The organism is Oribacterium sp. C9, from assembly GCF_002007235.1.
Lineage (GTDB): Bacteria > Bacillota > Clostridia > Lachnospirales > Lachnospiraceae > Oribacterium.
Genome location: NZ_MUHW01000018.1, coordinates 1 through 16,237, shown reverse-complemented (window position 1 = coordinate 16,237; position 16,237 = coordinate 1). Strand labels below are relative to the sequence as shown.

General features: G+C 41.8%; 15 protein-coding genes. 3 read left to right on the top strand and 12 right to left on the bottom strand.

What is annotated here, in order from left to right:
- Positions 1-40: 40 nt before the first annotated feature.
- Entirely contained in the window at positions 41-460 is a 420-nt protein-coding gene (locus BXO88_RS11530) for a GtrA family protein (RefSeq protein ID WP_078037883.1), read from the bottom strand.
- A 284-nt stretch (positions 461-744) separates the two neighbouring features.
- On the opposite strand from BXO88_RS11530, the gene BXO88_RS11525 reads away from it, so the two are divergent.
- On the top strand, positions 745-1,254 hold the full coding sequence (locus BXO88_RS11525; RefSeq protein ID WP_078037882.1) for a CarD family transcriptional regulator: 510 nt from the start codon (positions 745-747) through the stop codon (positions 1,252-1,254).
- 153 nt (positions 1,255-1,407) lie between these two features.
- Here the strand turns inward: BXO88_RS11525 and rlmH are convergent, their stop codons facing one another.
- From rlmH to BXO88_RS11500, 5 genes are read right to left on the bottom strand one after another with little or no spacing between them, the layout of a single operon-like run.
- On the bottom strand, positions 1,408-1,887 hold the full coding sequence (gene rlmH, locus BXO88_RS11520; RefSeq protein WP_078037881.1) for a 23S rRNA (pseudouridine(1915)-N(3))-methyltransferase RlmH: 480 nt from the start codon (positions 1,885-1,887) through the stop codon (positions 1,408-1,410).
- Positions 1,888-1,894: 7 nt separating this feature from the next.
- Positions 1,895-4,534, bottom strand: a complete 2,640-nt coding sequence (locus BXO88_RS11515) for a valine--tRNA ligase (RefSeq protein WP_078037880.1) — start codon at positions 4,532-4,534, stop codon at positions 1,895-1,897.
- 29 nt (positions 4,535-4,563) lie between these two features.
- Positions 4,564-5,355 carry a tetratricopeptide repeat protein gene (locus BXO88_RS11510; RefSeq protein WP_139355579.1) on the bottom strand — a complete coding sequence of 264 codons (792 nt, stop codon included), beginning with the start codon at positions 5,353-5,355 and terminating at the stop codon, positions 4,564-4,566.
- Positions 5,356-5,370: 15 nt separating this feature from the next.
- Positions 5,371-6,588, bottom strand: a complete 1,218-nt coding sequence (locus BXO88_RS11505) for a DUF5716 family protein (RefSeq protein ID WP_078037878.1) — start codon at positions 6,586-6,588, stop codon at positions 5,371-5,373.
- 4 nt (positions 6,589-6,592) lie between these two features.
- On the bottom strand, positions 6,593-9,286 hold the full coding sequence (locus BXO88_RS11500; RefSeq protein WP_078037877.1) for a DUF5717 family protein: 2,694 nt from the start codon (positions 9,284-9,286) through the stop codon (positions 6,593-6,595).
- 169 nt (positions 9,287-9,455) lie between these two features.
- Here BXO88_RS11500 and BXO88_RS11495 point away from each other — a divergent pair, with 169 nt between their 5' ends.
- Positions 9,456-9,974, top strand: coding sequence for a DUF4364 family protein (locus BXO88_RS11495; RefSeq protein ID WP_078037876.1), 519 nt, complete (start codon positions 9,456-9,458; stop codon positions 9,972-9,974).
- 229 nt (positions 9,975-10,203) lie between these two features.
- Here BXO88_RS11495 and BXO88_RS11490 read toward each other — a convergent pair whose 3' ends face one another.
- The 6 genes from BXO88_RS11490 to BXO88_RS11465 all read right to left on the bottom strand — a co-directional run bounded on the left by BXO88_RS11490 (position 10,204) and on the right by BXO88_RS11465 (position 15,362).
- On the bottom strand, positions 10,204-11,553 hold the full coding sequence (locus tag BXO88_RS11490; RefSeq protein ID WP_078037875.1) for an aminotransferase: 1,350 nt from the start codon (positions 11,551-11,553) through the stop codon (positions 10,204-10,206).
- A 294-nt stretch (positions 11,554-11,847) separates the two neighbouring features.
- Positions 11,848-12,477 (bottom strand): tetratricopeptide repeat protein, encoded by a 630-nt coding sequence (locus BXO88_RS11485; protein ID WP_078037874.1) that lies wholly within the window; start codon positions 12,475-12,477, stop codon positions 11,848-11,850.
- Between the two features lie 102 nt (positions 12,478-12,579).
- Positions 12,580-13,017 carry a dUTP diphosphatase gene (locus BXO88_RS11480; RefSeq protein WP_078037873.1) on the bottom strand — a complete coding sequence of 146 codons (438 nt, stop codon included), beginning with the start codon at positions 13,015-13,017 and terminating at the stop codon, positions 12,580-12,582.
- Positions 13,001-13,807 (bottom strand): SMC-Scp complex subunit ScpB, encoded by an 807-nt coding sequence (scpB, locus tag BXO88_RS11475; RefSeq protein WP_139355578.1) that lies wholly within the window; start codon positions 13,805-13,807, stop codon positions 13,001-13,003. The genes BXO88_RS11480 and scpB overlap by 17 nt, the downstream gene beginning before the upstream one ends.
- A 3-nt stretch (positions 13,808-13,810) precedes the next feature.
- On the bottom strand, positions 13,811-14,611 hold the full coding sequence (locus BXO88_RS11470) for a segregation and condensation protein A (RefSeq protein ID WP_078037872.1): 801 nt from the start codon (positions 14,609-14,611) through the stop codon (positions 13,811-13,813).
- Complete coding sequence (locus tag BXO88_RS11465) at positions 14,604-15,362, bottom strand: metallophosphoesterase (protein ID WP_242945211.1); 759 nt, start codon at positions 15,360-15,362, stop codon at positions 14,604-14,606. Before BXO88_RS11465 ends, BXO88_RS11470 begins: the two co-directional genes overlap by 8 nt.
- A 460-nt stretch (positions 15,363-15,822) precedes the next feature.
- Here BXO88_RS11465 and BXO88_RS17175 point away from each other — a divergent pair, with 460 nt between their 5' ends.
- Positions 15,823-16,071, top strand: coding sequence for a helix-turn-helix domain-containing protein (locus BXO88_RS17175; protein WP_256363675.1), 249 nt, complete (start codon positions 15,823-15,825; stop codon positions 16,069-16,071).
- Positions 16,072-16,237: the final 166 nt, after the last annotated feature.

The window sequence follows — 16,237 nt, the reverse complement described above, 5'->3', positions numbered from 1 at the left end:
ACTTGAAAATCCTTGAAATCCAACCGGTTCCATGACCTGATCACTGCTTTTTAAATACTATATATTTACTGAGTACATAATTCGCAACAGTCACAACAACCTGTACTATGAGCTTTGCCAGCTTATCATTCATATGTAGAAGGCTTACAGTGAAAAACATTATCCCCATATCCATGAGTAGTGTGCTTATCCTTGAGGCATAGAACTTACCTGCCTCTTCTATGAGAGATGCACTGTTGCTTTCGAAAACGTAGCGCCGGTTCGTAACATATGCAAATGTCACTGCCATGACCCATGCTATGATATTTGCGATCTGTAGCTGTACAGGTGAAGCCGGATCAAGAAATGTTGATACGCACAGATAATATACAGAAAGACTCACAACAGTTGTAAGTCCTCCAACTATCAGATAATTAATTATCTCTTTATAGCTAAGATACAGCTCTTTAATTTTTTGCATCGGATACTCCAAATAATATCATTTTGCCTATATCATTTACAGGCAATCACGCTAAAGTATAGCTTACACCGTTTGCCATATCAAGAAATCATACAAATTTTAGCAAGTAATTGTGCAATATTGACTTTGAAAGTTTTTCCAAAAAATGTAAAATATATAATATATGAATTTGGAGTTTAATTGTCAAGATATTATATTCTTTATTTTATTACAAAAATTTCACAATTAGATTTAAATTCCTGTTTCATTTCCATGTTTTTGCTACAATTTAAAAAGGAGGTATTATGTTTCACAATGGTGATTATGTAGTTTACGGTTGTAAGGGCATACACAAAATCATCGACACAACAGTTTTAAATCTTGATGGCGTATCAAAGGATAAAGAGTATTATGTGATGCAGCCATATGACAAGCCTACAGGTTCTGTTTACGCTCCTGTTGAGGCTACAAAGATCAATATGAGAAAGGTGATGTCAAAAGACGAAGCCAGAGCTTTCATCAAGACTGTACCTGGCATCGGAGTTCTCGACATCAAAAACAACAAGCAGCGTGAGGATGCGTACAAGGAGTGCATCAAGAGCTGTAGTCCGGATGAGCTCATGAGAGTCATCAAAACTTTACATCTTCGCAAGGAAGAGCGTATCAGTCAGGGTAAGAAGCTTACACTTACCGATACACATTATATGCAGCAGGCAGAGGGGATCCTTTATGACGAGCTTGCTCTCGTTCTGGATATGCCGAAGGATGATGTTCCGGAGTATATTTCCGGTATCGTACATAGATCTGTAGTTTAACATAGCATATAGTTCATATTCTGTATGCTGATATTTGATCATATAGTAGTTTATAGAGTAGAGTATTAACTAACATTTTAGTATGAATATAGATAGCTGAAGGGCTGCTGCAGGATCACGTTTTTTGTGATCCTGCAGCAGCCCTTATTTCATTCACTTATGATATGGCTCGTTATTGATTATCTTGAAAGCTCTGTATACCTGCTCCAGCAGTATTACCCTCATAAGCTGATGAGGGAATGTCATCCTACTGAAGCTGAGCTTATAATTGGCTCTTTTCATGACAGCCGGTGAAAGACCGAGAGAACCGCCTATTACAAAGACGATGTCCGAGGTTCCACGTACCATAAGATCTGAGATCTTGCCTGAAAGCTGCTCGGAGCTCAGCATGTCTCCATCTATGGCGAGAGCCACAACGAAGGATCTGTCACTTATCTTTTGAAGTATCCTTTCTCCTTCTATTTCCTTTATCTTTTCTTCAACTGACTGAGGCGCATGATCAGGAGTCTTTTCATCCTGAACCTCGACTACGTTAATGTCACAAAAAGCGCCCAGTCTTTTACTGTATTCCGCAATGGCATCTCTCAGATACTTTTCTTTTATTTTCCCAACCGTTACAAGTGTTACTTTCATAAATGTATCAGTTAAGCGCCTGAAGTCTTTCTTCAACCTGCTTGAGCATCTGCATATTACGCTCAAGCTTATCACGCTCTTCCTGAACCTTTGCCTCAGGAGCCTTTGAGATGAATCTCTCATTGTTGAGCATACCGTTTGAACGCTTGATCTCAGCCTCCCACTTTTCCTTCTCCTTAAGAAGTCTCTCCTTCTCCTTTTCGATATCTACGAGATCTGCAAAAGGAATGTAGATAGTAGCATCTGGAATAGCAACTGATACCGCATCATCTGCTATACCTGCCTTATCCTCCTGGATGATAACATCTGAAGCGCTGGCAAGTGTTGCAAAGAATACCTTACTATGCTCGAATGTCTTCTTAACTCTGTCATTTGTTGTAACAACGAAGTTCTGAGCCTTTCTTGAAGGTGCAACATTCATCTCTGTACGTACATTTCTGATGGCACGTACGGCTTCCTTGATAGCCTCGATCTCAGACTCATCATTTGAGAAATTGAAAGCCTCTGAATATACAGGCCATTCCTGCTTCATGAGAGGTGTCTCTGAATCTGTAAGAGTATCGAAGATCTCCTCTGTAATGAACGGGCAGAACGGGTGAAGCAGCTTAAGTGATGTTGTGAGAACATACTTAAGTGTCCAGAGTGCAGCGCTCTTTGTCTCATCCTTTTCGTCCCAGAGTCTCGGCTTAACCATCTCGATATACCAGTCACAGAACTCTTCCCAAATGAAGTTCTGTACCTTATCAAGGGCGATGCCAAGGTCAAATGCCTCCATATTACGTGTCACATCCTGAATAAGGTTGTTTACCTTGCTGAGGATCCAACGGTCAGCCATGGTGATATTTGACGGCATGTCTGCAGGAACCTCTGCCTTATCAAGGTTCATCATGATGAATCTTGAAGCATTCCATACCTTGTTCATAAAGTTACGTGAAGCCTCAACTCTTGACCAATAGAAACGCATGTCATTTCCCGGAGCATTACCGGTAAGAAGAGTCATACGGAGAGCATCGGCACCATAGGTCTTGATGACCTCAAGAGGGTCGATACCGTTACCGAGGGACTTACTCATCTTACGGCCCTGATCATCTCTTACGAGACCGTGGATAAGTACCTTTCCGAAAGGAACCTTTCCTGTCTGCTCGATTCCTGAGAATACCATACGTACTACCCAGAAGAAGATGATATCATATCCTGTTACGAGAACATTGGTAGGATAGAAATACTTATACTCGGGAGTCTCCTGTGGCCATCCAAGAGTCTCAAAAGGCCAGAGAGCACTTGAGAACCAAGTATCAAGTGTGTCAGGATCCTGTGTAAAGTGTGTTCCTCCGCACTTTGGACATACAGAAGGTACCTCTGATGAAACAACCATCTCGCCGCAAGTCTCACAGTAGTAAGCCGGGATTCGGTGTCCCCACCAGAGCTGTCTGGAGATACACCAGTCCTTGATGTTCTCGAGCCAGTGAAGATATGTCTTTGAATAGTTCTCAGGTACGAACTGAAGGTCACCTGTCTCTATGGCCTTGATGGCAGGCTTCGCCATCTCAGCCATCTTTACGAACCACTGTGGCTTGATCATAGGCTCGACAGTAGTGCCGCAACGATCATGGGTTCCGACATTATGCTTTGTAGGAACGATCTTGACAAGAAGACCGAGATCCTTGAGATCCTGAACCATAAGCTTACGTGCTTCGTAGCGATCAAGTCCGTCATACTTTGAGCCTGGACAGTTAACAGTAGCATCATCTGCGAGAATATTTATCTCAGGAAGGTTATGACGCTTTCCAACCTCGAAGTCGTTAGGATCGTGAGCAGGTGTGATCTTAACTGCACCTGTACCGAATTCCATATCGGCATGCTCATCTCCTACGATAGGTATCTCTCTGTCTGTGAGAGGAAGCTTTACAGTCTTTCCGATGAGATCCTTGTATCTTGGATCCTCAGGGTTTACCGCAACAGCTGTATCACCGAGAAGAGTCTCAGGTCTTGTTGTTGCGATCTCGATAAATCTGTCTTCCTGTCCTGCGATAGGATACTTGATATGCCAGAAATTACCATCCTGCTCCTCGTGGATTACCTCGGCATCAGAAAGTGATGTATGACAAACAGGGCACCAGTTTATGATACGTGAACCCTTGTAGATGTATCCCTTCTTGTAAAGGTTGATGAAGGTAGTCTCAACAGCCTTTGAACAGCCTTCATCCATAGTAAAACGAAGTCTGTCCCAGTCTGCGGAAGAACCGATCTTGTGAAGCTGGTTAACGATTCTTGACTCGTACTCTTCTTTCCACTTCCATGCTTCCTTGAGGAAGCCTTCACGTCCGAGATCATGCTTATCGATACCCTGTTCCTTCAGCTTGTTGGTGACCTTAACCTCTGTAGCGATAGCTGCATGGTCACAACCCGGCTGCCAGAGAGCCTCAAAGCCCTGCATTCTTCTGAAACGGATCAGAGAGTCCTGCAGAGTGTTGTCAAGTGCATGACCCATATGTAACTGTCCTGTTACGTTTGGCGGAGGCATCATGATTGTAAATGGCTTCTTGTTGGCATTTACCTCAGCATGAAAATAATTCCCCTTCATCCACATTTCATAAATGCGGTCCTCAACTTCTTCCGGATTGTACTGTTTAGCAAGTTCCTTCATAAATGTTGTACCTTTCTATAGTTATGTATTCAGATCTTCGCACGGTATTCCCGTTTCCATTTCAGGATCATGATCTTCGCATGTTCACGGAAAGCTGAACGATTTTTCTGATATATATCATGGATCTCACCGGCACGTGTTCCGTGCTCGGCTGCCGACTGCACATTATTGTACTCGAGCTCCCATCCTGCAAGTGATTCTGTATCTATATTATCGAGATACTTCTCTATGGTCCTGATGGAAGGCTCAAGCTTACAGATAAAATACAGCTTTCTGAGAGGTTCTTCTGATCCTGTGGATACGAAGACCTCTTCATAGAGATCAGATGCCTTTTGATATTGCATTACTGTAACATAAGTTCCGGCAAGTTTCATCTGTACATTGAAATCTGATTTCAAAAATAATGATTCCTCGTAAGATTCTATAGCTTTGCCGTACCTTTCCATACGAAAATAGGTGTCACCCAGCATATTCAGAAAAGTATGCTTTTCTATATTTCTGAGCTTCTTATATTCATTTTCAAAACGGACGATCTCAGCCTGAGTGTAATAGTTACTCTCCCTAAGGATCATAAGGAGCAGTCTTTCCTGATTGCCATCTTCTCCCGCATTCATGAACTGCTCAAGCTTTGATGCAAGTATACCCATATTGAGCTCATCTCTCAGCCAGCTGCTGAGCTTATGATCCACAAAATCGGGTGGAATGATAACAGGATACTTGTATATCACATAGCTCAGCTCCTGTATGGACCAAAGGTCGATATCTAGTTGTTCATAGTAGAACGGATGTCTAGCACCCTTATTACATAATAGTAAAGCCATGATTCTTCCTAATGTTTATTTTTCCGACAAATCTATTTCTTCAACGATCTCCATATCCGAAGCAGGATAAATGTCTCCGAAACCAAGATCCTTCACAGTGACTTTCAAGGTATCCGCATCTGAAAACTCTGTAGACATACGGATACGTGTGGTACGTTTTTCCCTTTCAGGGAATGTATCAAGCATCATGCGAAGTCTGATAGGTCTCTGAGGCTTCGTTATGGTAGTGACCTGAAAATCGATATAATCCTGATCATCCAGGATCATCTCATAGCATGAGCTGGTATCCATCCAGCTCTCACCTGCTCGAACTATAGGAAGAGTCTCCAGCTTCTCGTTCATCATGACCTTTACAGACACATCGGAGCTGCAGCGTGTATCGCAAAGTATCATGTAATCTTCACTCTTGCCCTCGGCAAGATTCTTTACATATATCTCTGCTCCGATGGCAAACATACCGGGCTCAATAAGAACTCTTCTTCTCTTACAGATAAAGTTCATGAAATTTGCCGCAAAGTTGGTATCCTGAAATCCTCTTCCTGATAAGAAGATGGCCGAATATGAGTTATTGCTCATAACTCTGTCCGCAACTGTTGTGAGTATCTTGTCTGCTATCTTTCCACCGGAGGTAGTCTTCAGTATATCCAGGCTGAATGCCTCTTCCTCAGCCTCTGAGCCAACCATCACATAACGTCTCGTACCTCTGGATACATGCATCTCATAGTAGTAAAGACACTGATTGTTAAGCTCAAACATACCGACCATCCGGTTGAACAGGCTGTTATCCTGATCAAGCACAAAGTGTGCAAAGCTTTCCGTATGACTCATGATGTAGACATTGTCCTCTGGTACCCCGGCCTTAACCAGAGCCTCCTTCAGTTTGTTCACGATCTCACGATTCGGCTTCCTGATGGATACGGCTACTATATCATCTTCGGTCTTATTGCTGTCCTTGCCTAAAAGCTCACGAAAATAATGGGAAAGTATGTCTATAGCCTTATATTTTACCCTTGCTATGGTAGACGTGCCGTTTTTCTCCAGAAGACTGAGCAGCTTGTCCACGATCACTCCCGAACCTGCAAGAGTTGCCTTGTAGGCATCCTCTCCTATGGTCCACTTGTCCTCCGTTTTATCCTTGGCGATAACCGTAGGCTGAAATCTGGACACTGTTTTGTCATTTATGCAAATGCACGTATAATCATCATTTAGTGAAATTCCAATATAGCGATTCACTTAATTATTGCTCCTTATCTTTTGTTTCAATCAACTCTCTGGTAAAAAGCTCATCGATAACTGATTCATTTTTCACATAGCGAAGCATGACTTCGCGAAGCTCTCTGTCATTATCCTGTCCGAGAAGATCCGACATCTCATTCAGGACATCAAAGGTGTCGCCCTTATGGCGAATGCTGTTATCGGCCTTGATTGTGCCGCTCGCAGCCACATCCTCTCCCTTTGTTTCATCAAATATCTGGTACTCGGCCTTTTCTCTGGTGAAAAGGGTAACAGGTCTCACATAGATATTCTGGTATACCCTGCTTATCTCCTCTTCCTCAAAGTCCTGCTCATCTGGAAGTATCCTCATCTGGAGTGTAGGTCTCACAGTCTTATCGCCATGATACTCGATATAGTATTTATCCATGATCCAGTCAGGTATGCGTATAACATCACTGAGTGTTCTGGTATAAGCGAAGACCAGCTTTTTCTGAATAAGAATGTCTACAACATCCTGCAGAACCAGCTTCTCTTCAGCGTTTAGCTTCTTGTTCTCAGACATATACTTTGACATGGTGAGCAGATAGATCATCGGAACTCTGTCCTTTATCTTTTCATCCCGGATGATTCCGTATATATCCTTAAAGATATCCTCTGATATGCTCTGTCCGAGTATGAAATAGTCTATAGAACGCTTTGTTATATAAGCTCTGATCAGAACATTCTGAGTGACAGGCTGTTCCCTGTATATATGGTAAACATCATCGAGACCTTCCTCTGCCCAGCAGAAAAGCATCTGTGCAAGGAGTCTCTCAGTCATGTCCTGAACATCAGCATCGGTCTTTATTCCCTGTCTGAGTATGGCGAGCATATCTCCTGAGAGACCGTTATACTCTCTGAGAAGATATGAAATTATATCCTTATCGCTGGTACCCATCTTAAAGATCTTTCGGGCAAGCAGCATCACATCCTTTGTATGAGCTGTCTTTTCATCACTGATGAGGAAACGTCCGAGCTTTTCAAGATATGTACGCTTGATACCTGTACTTCCCGTCTCGCGTAAAAGCTTATATGCATCCTTGAAAAGATTCAGCTTTATATAGGTTCTCAGGATAATGTCTACGTCTTCACTGCTGTGGCTGGTCACATCTATATTTCTCAGGAACTCAATATCTGAATCATCGATATTCTTATCTGAATCCTTTGTATACTTCTCATGATAAAGAAGCGCTGCATGCTCAAGACTGGAAAGATACGGTCTCGATATATCCATATCGGAGGCTATCTCCTCTATCAGTCTAAGCTGTCCTATATTGGTGATACCCTCCGAAGCCACATTCTTTGCCCTCAGAAGCTTGAGCATGGCATGTTCCGGAAGTATCTCGAAACACTTCTTTTCGAGCTCCTCCTTATGCATGATCCTCGTAAGCTTATGGGATACATCTGTATACCGGTTTCCGTAGTCATCCTGAAAAAGAAGCTCGCTGTTATCGAAGAATACAGGAACATATGCAGAGCCGCCCTTTAAAGCGTACATCTCCTCACGATTCAGCTCTCTGTACTTGATCACGACATAGCTCATTCTCTTATCATCTGTCGTAACCTTATAGGATCTCAGTATGGCAGGAAGTACCGAAGCGATTCTTTCATCGATCATATCAGAAAGGATCATCCTGTCATAGATAACACTTAGTCTCTCGTCAAAATCAGATCTTAAGAGCTTATCGATGGCAAAGCTCTGTATCTTCTTCTCATATCTCTGATAAACATCATCTGTTTCATCAAAGTTCATCAGTATGTTGTAATACAATGGAAGCTTCATATTTTCTTCCATGGTACTTTCATAATCAAAATAGAGATATACCTCTCTGGGAAGCTCTCCCTTCCATCCCTTAGGCATGGCGAACATATAATACTCGTATAGTCTAGTTATGTTCGATCCCATCTCTATAGCTCTCTGATAAATATCGAAAGCCATCTTATCTGTGGCACCTTCTCTGATACATATACCGGCAGCCTTTTCTATAAGAGGCTTATCATCAAGCTCCAACGCATAAACCTCCTGAAGCAAAGGCACTGCTTCAGTCTCTGCGGTCTCCTCACTGCTATCTTCAGTCTCCGTATCCGAACTGTTGTCTTCGTCTTTTTTCGGGGAACCCAATACCGAAAGGAACTGCTCCAAAGCGATCTTTCTGTCATGTCCGCTCTTCAGGCCCTGATAAATAGTAAAAAGCTTAGAGTCCTGCATGAACTCCGCATCCTGAAAATCACTGTAGTCAAAAACACGTACAGCAAAATCAGGGTCTTCATCACAGAATCTGATAAAATCCTCTGCGGTATGAAGCCCCGATATTATCTCGTTGGATTTATATGTTGACCTGACATCAAAAGAATAGGTCAGCTTTACCTCGCCACCATTCGATACGATATAAAGCTGCCCTTCAATCTTGTCTCCATCCTTCATCTTACGTGTATCCACCACGCATCTGATGAGGGAACGGATACCTCCGAAAGCATCCTTCTGTACAGTCACATGCGGATTGTCAGAATATATAAGTCCCTTTAACAGTATTCCGTTTTCCGAATATATGATAAATTCAAATTTTGCTAGCTCACCGATATTGACTGTGCCTTTAAATGAAGTATCACTCATTTTGAGTACAGGCTTGTCAAGCTCAACTATACCTCTGGCTAGTTTATTTATGCGTTCTTTCATTTCTTAATTTTCTCCATGAAAGTATATATTAACACAGAAAAAGACCTTATTAAAGTAAATTTAAAGCTTTGGCGCTATTTCACTAAGCTTCAATGCTTATGTCCATTGAAATACAGCTGTTTTCTTGTTATGATAATGAGACACAAATTTAACAAAAGGAAATACAAGTATGATAACAGAACCACTTACATTATACAAACTAATGATTCTTTATTTATTAAAGACTGTAAATTACCCTTTAACAAATAATCAACTGAGCGGTTTTTTTCTGGACTACGAATATACTACATATTTCACTCTTCAACAAGCCATCTCGGATCTTGATGATGCAGGACTCATAAAGACTCATCAGAGCAAGAAGTCCACCAGATACGAGATCACACAGGAGGGCTCCAACACCATCGAGCTTTTCGGAAATGATATATCCTCAGGTGCAGTAGAAGATATGAACCGTTTCCTGAAGGAAAACAAGATGAAGCTCCGTCAGGAATCCTCCAACTACACAGATTACTATGAGACCGAGACCGGAGATTACATCGTTCATGCCGAAGTAAGAGAAGAAAACAGCATACTTTATGCCATAGACATAAACGTTCCTGATAAGGAATCGGCTGAACGTATGTGCATCAAGTGGGGTGAAAAGAATCAGGAGATATACGCCTTTATCGTAAAAAATCTTCTGAGCTGACTGAAGATATACGCTGTTTTTTTTACAGCAGTTTCCACTCCGGTATATTTCAGTTGCTTATCATATCGTTCCCTATACAAAATTCAATTATCGTCTATTTCAAAAAAGAGTTTCCGCATTACGGAAACTCTTTTTTTACTATATTGTCCTGAATGATCATAGCCGTATCCCGATGAACCCGTTCAGGACATATTCATCTGAATGTCACGTTCTGTGAGACCTGATCTCTTTACTGAGCTGTAGCCATTACCTCTTCAGGCTGAGCATCATCAAGCTTTTTGATGTCCTCTCCTGTCTTTGATGCAAGAAGCTTCTCTACTGAAACGAGCTTCACACAGAGAGTGAAGAGATTTGCAGCAGTCTTGAGATCATCGAGTGGCGGATATGTAGGAGCTATACGGATATTTCTATCCTCTGGATCCTTGTGATAAGGGAATGTGGCACCTGCCTCTGTAAGCTTCACTCCTGCCTTCTTGCAGTGAGCGACAACTTCTTTTGCACATCCCGGCATGGTATCAAAGCTTATGAAATAACCTCCGTTAGGCTTTGTCCACTCTCCGATTCCGAGCCCGTCTAGATTCTTTGAGAAAACATTTTCAACCATCTCAAACTTCGGTCTGATAATGTCTGCGTGCTTACGCATGTGCTCAACCATACCATGAATATCCTTGAAGAAACGAACATGACGAAGCTGGTTGACCTTATCATAACCTATGGTCTGATGCTTCATCTGACTGCGGATATCATCAAGGTTGTTTGATGACGTTGCAAGTGCGGCGATACCGGAACCCGGGAAGGTAATCTTTGAAGTTGATGCAAACTTATAAACCATGTCCGGGTTTCCTGCACGCTTACATTCCGCAAGGATCTCGATAAGGTAATCCTGATCCCAGTCATACAGATGGTGAATTCCGTAAGCATTGTCCCAATAGATACGGAAATCCTTTGCAGCAGGCTGAAGGCGGGCAAAACGACGTACTGTTTCATCATTATAGCTATAGCCCTGCGGGTTAGAGTACTTAGGTACGCACCATATTCCCTTGATGGTCTCATCTTCCTTTACGAGCTTCTCAACCATGTCCATATCAGGACCTGTCGGTGTCATAGGAACATTGATCATCTCGATACCGAAATATTCTGTTATTCCGAAATGTCTGTCATAACCCGGTACCGGACAGAGCCACTTGACCTTATCAAGCTTACTCCATGGAGTATTTCCCATAACGCCATGTGTCATGGATCTTGAGATAGAATCATACATGACATTAAGAGAAGAGTTACCGTAGATAATGATGTTATCAGGATTGTTCTCCATCATATCAGAGAGAAGCACCTTCGCCTCATCGATACCACCCAGAACACCGTAATTTCTACAATCTGTTCCGTCTTCGCAGTACATATCGGCTCCGCTTGTAAGAGCATCCATAAGTCCCATGCTGAGATCAAGCTGCTCCTTACATGGCTTACCGCGGCTCATGTCAAGACTCATCTCCATAGCCTGATATCTTGCGTACTCTTTCTTAAGTTCCACAAGCTCCTTTTGAAGCTCTTCTTTTGTCATCTCTGTGTAAGCTTTCATCAGTGGCCTCCTGCCCATAATCTAAATTTGCCAGCCCGGATCACAGAAACCGGAAAATAAAGTTCCGTTTTCCTATCCGACAAAAGTCCGATCGTTAAAATCCAAACTTTTACCCACCGAGTATAATCAAAAAGCCCGATGCATGCAAGCATCGGGCAACAAAAAACATATTTTAGACTATAGCAGCTATAACATAAATATTATAGCGCGTACGACAAAGCTCATACATCATTAGTTCTACGCCAAAAGATTATATATCAACTTTTGACATACATTCATATTACGGAGTGTTCATTATCCTGCCGTCATGGCCTCATTATTTCTGAGAGCAGATATTCTGGTGGAAAGGAACTTTTCCTCCCTCTGAGCTTCCTTGTCATCAGGATACTGGTTAAGGTAGGATTTTATCTCTTCGTAAGCCTCTTCCCATTGAGCTGTTTTCTCCAAATATACGACCTCATCATACTGAAGATCTCTGTCATTCCGGATTCCCAGAGCCTCGGCTTCATCAAGTCTTGCTCTTGCAGTCTCGAGATCACCGGAATCAAGGGCCTCTGTCGCCTGAGACACAAGTCTCTTTGCATCAAGCTGAGACTGGAAACGTATATATTCATCCTTATCTCCATTGACCTGTCTGAGTGTCTCGATGGTCTTCTCAGCAGCCTCCAGATCTCCGCTCATGTATTCAGCTTCCGCTCTGTACATAAGTATATCGAACTGAAGCTCACCGACTTTTCCATCACTTTGCTCCATAGCTTCATTAAAGGTCTCGATGGCCTTCTCATACTTGGCTTTCTGAAGCTCCTCTATCCCCTGAAGCCTCAGTTCATTTGCCTTTTTTGAAGAACAGGCTGTAAGAAGCAGTAAAAGCCCAAGCAGACTCACTATCCTCAAGTATTTTTTTATAATGTTTATATCTGACATATTATGAACATCCCTGCATGACGAGATAAATCTTAAAAGGCTTTTCTGCAGTCCGGAAAACCTGTCAATGATGATCTCATCAAAATGTATTTATAGATATATTCAGTTCTTACCTGTAGAACCGAACCCGCCTCTGTCCTGATTTCCGAGTGTCTCAACCTCATCAAATACGATATGAGGCTGATGCTCTATGATCCTGAACTGACATATACGGTCATTTACATGAAGTTCTGTATCTCTTGTAGCATAAACCGGCATACGGATTATATCATTATCACCACAATAGGTTTCATCTATGACGCCAAGAGAATTTGTCTGTATAAGTCCGAAATTCTTGAAAGTTGAACTTCTCGGTGCAAGAAGCATCTCGTAACCATCAGGCACCTGAAGAGAGATACCCATACTGATGAGCTTGAAGTCACCCTTCTTGAGGCTCACATTCTCGGCAACTCTCAAATCTATCCAGTCGCTCTTCCCTGCGATATACTCAAGTTTTTCTATTTCCTGTGAATGATACTTTATCTTAATTGTCTTCTCCATGATTCTCCTCATTGTCTACGTCTTCAGTTGTTTCTTCTGTCTGCACAGTCACTTCGGTCTCAGCATTTTCTTCATGTGCCAATGCCTCTACTTCCGCATCCTCATCTGAGTCTTCAGGCTGCATGGCTCCCATGATATCAACCACCTCATCATTTACTTCCTTCTTGATCTCCTCTTCCATCTCAGGGTTGAGATTAGGAAGATTCTCAAGTGAGCTGATTCCGAATCTCCTCAGAAATTCCTCTGTAGTGGCAAAAAGCGCAGGTCTACCGGGAGCGTTGAGACGTCCCACCTCATATGCGAGACCGTACTCCACAAGCTTATTTACAGCATGATCCGAGGATACACCCCTGACTCTTTCGATCTCTGCCTTCGTAACAGGCTGCTTGTATGCGATTATAGCGAGAGTCTCCATGATGATATCAGTGAGCACCGGTTTTTTCGGATGCTTTGCGACTCTGATAAGAGCATCAAAACACGCCGGGTTTGTCGCCATCTGATAATGGTTCGCAACCATCTGTATGATGATGCCTCCGTTACGCTCTTCATATTTCTTCATGAGTCTCTCGATGGCCTTCTTTGCAGGACGTTCTCCGCAGTCCAGAGCAGTCTTTATCTCCTCGAGACTTACAGAATTGCCCTTTGTGTACAGTAGAGCCTCAATAATGTTTTCTTCCTGCGTCAGCTCATCCGTAAACTCCCTGTCTATCTCCATAGCAAGCTTTTTCTCTATGGCATCAAGATCATCTTCCTCATCTATAGGTAATCTCAATTGTTCATTTTTACTCATCAACTACAAGTCCTCCAGATTTGTAAGGTCAAGATCATCATCCTTCATCTCAGGATCCAAAACCTCCGTTATATCCATATCTCCAAAAGGTGTTTCCTGAACCAGTGTTATACGTCCCATCTTCATAAGCTCAAGAATAGCGAGGAAACTTACTACCACATCCATCTTGTCTTTTTTCTTCCGTATCATATGACGGAAGGAAAATTTGTGATGTCCTCGTACATACTTGAGCACATCTCGGATACGTCCTTCCAGAGATATTTTCTCCTTCTTGATGACACCGAACTTGGAACGAACCTTATCTATGGAATCTTCCTTACGCCTCATCACATCCTCAAAAACTGTTTTGAGACTTTCGAGAGATACCTTCTTCAAAAGATCGTCGAGATCAATAGGAGGAACATACTTTTCAACTTCTTTTGGAATCGTCGGTCCCTTATAAAAATATCTGTCAGCCAAATCCTCCCTTTCCTGAAGGATCTGACCCATAAGCTTATATTTTCTGTATTCAAGAAGACGTGCCACAAGCTCAGCTCTCGGGTCAACCTCTTCACCTGTCTCCTCATCCACCTCTCTCGGCAACAGCATCCTTGATTTTATCTCAAGCAGTGTAGCAGCCATAACAAGGAAATCGGAAACTATGTCCAGATTTTCCTCTTCCATATGACTCACATAATCAAGATATTCTGCTGTGATCTGGACTATAGGTATATCGAAGATGTCTATCTTATCTCTTTCAATAAGATGAAGGAGAAGATCGAGTGGACCTTCGAATTTATCAAGTTTATATGTAATTTCAGACATACTGCCCTTTCCCGGGTTTTATGGTTATCAAACTTATCTCCGGCCTGTTATTGATCCTCACATTAACCGAATGGGTTCCCAGCCCACGATTAACTATGAGTGTTCCGTTCTTGTACTTAAGCATTCCGGCACACTCTTTCACCAGAAACTGATACTGAGGTGTCATCAGAGCCCCGAAATACGGAATATATACTGTCCCTCCGTGATAATGCCCGGACAGCACGAGATCAGCCCCATGCGTGATGACATTTCTATAATACATGGGAGTGTGTATCATCATGATATGGAACTTATCATCATCAGGATCACCGATCATTTCTCTGATGTCGCTTTCAGGTAATTCTTCACCCTTGCGTAAGAATAACGGAGTATAATATTTCATCGGTAAGGTGATACCGGTAATATCAAAATCCTCAAAAGAAACAGAGCTGTTATCCAGTACACATACTTCCTTCAATGCACTCTTCAGCTCTTCTGCCTTTCCTTTAGAAATATCCTGTATATATTTATCATATTTTACAGCATCTTTGCAATCATCGAAACCTGCTTTCTGAAGCAGTCTCTGTTCATGATTTCCGTAAGAAAAATAAATTTTATACTTTTTATTCAGTTTTTCAATGAGAGATACACTGACACTTACTGCATCTCTGTCAATGTATTTTCTGTTCTCATGTACCTTATGTGATCTTATGAGATCTCCGCCTATAAGTATGAAATCAGGCTGTAATTCATCTATTTTACGTATCAGCACTTCATTATCTTCACCAAACTGTTTTTCATGAAGATCCGACAGGAAAACAAATCTATGTTCATTTTTAAGCTTGGGTGAGGAAACGGAATACTTATAAATTTTTAGTTTATTTCTTTCCCATTCTGATATACAAATCAGCATTATGCCACATAATAATAAAAAAATTATAAAATATTTTTCCATAGATAACGCGATATTTATCCCTATATAATAACCATCATGCATCATGAGCATAATTTTGATAAATTTCAGATATGACGTACGGGGGAGCATGACGTCATTTGACAGATATATTTCATTCCCGCTTCCGGGATTATGCGTGCAACTTGAGTGTCAAAAGGAATTGAAGCTCAATCATGATGCGATGTAACTATATGATATTGATAAACAAAAGATAATCAATACCTAAACCTTTAAGTTTTATTTTAAAAACTTGTCCATTAATTAAAAGGAAGTAATCATGGATACCAATTGTTCTAAAACCACATCTTACGACGACATAATTTCTTATGCTCCATTCTGGCGTACACTGAAAAAGAAGAAAATCTCACAATATGATCTTGTAACCAAGATGGATATCTCATCAAGCTTGCTGCAGAAGCTTCGAACAGACAGACCACTTACTCTAAAATCCATAGCTATGCTCTGTCTAAGATTGGGGATCACCCCGACAGATGTTTTTATGTTCCGCTTAGACGACGCCAAGTAGAATTATTATAGCATATTAACTTTTCATTTTGGCATTTCTAATTCTTCCCGGCAGTTCTTTGCTTATATTGCCAATTACACTGAGGATTTACAGCTTCAAACCTTCAGTACAATCGAGTAGGGGGAATATAATCCCCCTCTCACACCACCGTACGTGCCGTTCGGCA

Bases quoted from the DNA above. Each gene is read 5' to 3' on its own strand.
- BXO88_RS11530 (WP_078037883.1), bottom strand. From the start codon at position 460: ATGCAAAAAATTAAAGAGCTGTATCTTAGCTATAAAGAGATAATTAAT.
- BXO88_RS11525 (WP_078037882.1), top strand. From the start codon at position 745: ATGTTTCACAATGGTGATTATGTAGTTTACGGTTGTAAGGGCATACAC.
- rlmH (WP_078037881.1), bottom strand. From the start codon at position 1,887: ATGAAAGTAACACTTGTAACGGTTGGGAAAATAAAAGAAAAGTATCTG.
- BXO88_RS11515 (WP_078037880.1), bottom strand. From the start codon at position 4,534: ATGAAGGAACTTGCTAAACAGTACAATCCGGAAGAAGTTGAGGACCGC.
- BXO88_RS11510 (WP_139355579.1), bottom strand. From the start codon at position 5,355: ATGGCTTTACTATTATGTAATAAGGGTGCTAGACATCCGTTCTACTAT.
- BXO88_RS11500 (WP_078037877.1), bottom strand. From the start codon at position 9,286: ATGAAAGAACGCATAAATAAACTAGCCAGAGGTATAGTTGAGCTTGAC.
- BXO88_RS11495 (WP_078037876.1), top strand. From the start codon at position 9,456: ATGATAACAGAACCACTTACATTATACAAACTAATGATTCTTTATTTA.
- BXO88_RS11490 (WP_078037875.1), bottom strand. From the start codon at position 11,553: ATGAAAGCTTACACAGAGATGACAAAAGAAGAGCTTCAAAAGGAGCTT.
- BXO88_RS11485 (WP_078037874.1), bottom strand. From the start codon at position 12,477: ATGTCAGATATAAACATTATAAAAAAATACTTGAGGATAGTGAGTCTG.
- BXO88_RS11480 (WP_078037873.1), bottom strand. From the start codon at position 13,017: ATGGAGAAGACAATTAAGATAAAGTATCATTCACAGGAAATAGAAAAA.
- scpB (WP_139355578.1), bottom strand. From the start codon at position 13,807: ATGAGTAAAAATGAACAATTGAGATTACCTATAGATGAGGAAGATGAT.
- BXO88_RS11470 (WP_078037872.1), bottom strand. From the start codon at position 14,611: ATGTCTGAAATTACATATAAACTTGATAAATTCGAAGGTCCACTCGAT.
- BXO88_RS17175 (WP_256363675.1), top strand. From the start codon at position 15,823: ATGGATACCAATTGTTCTAAAACCACATCTTACGACGACATAATTTCT.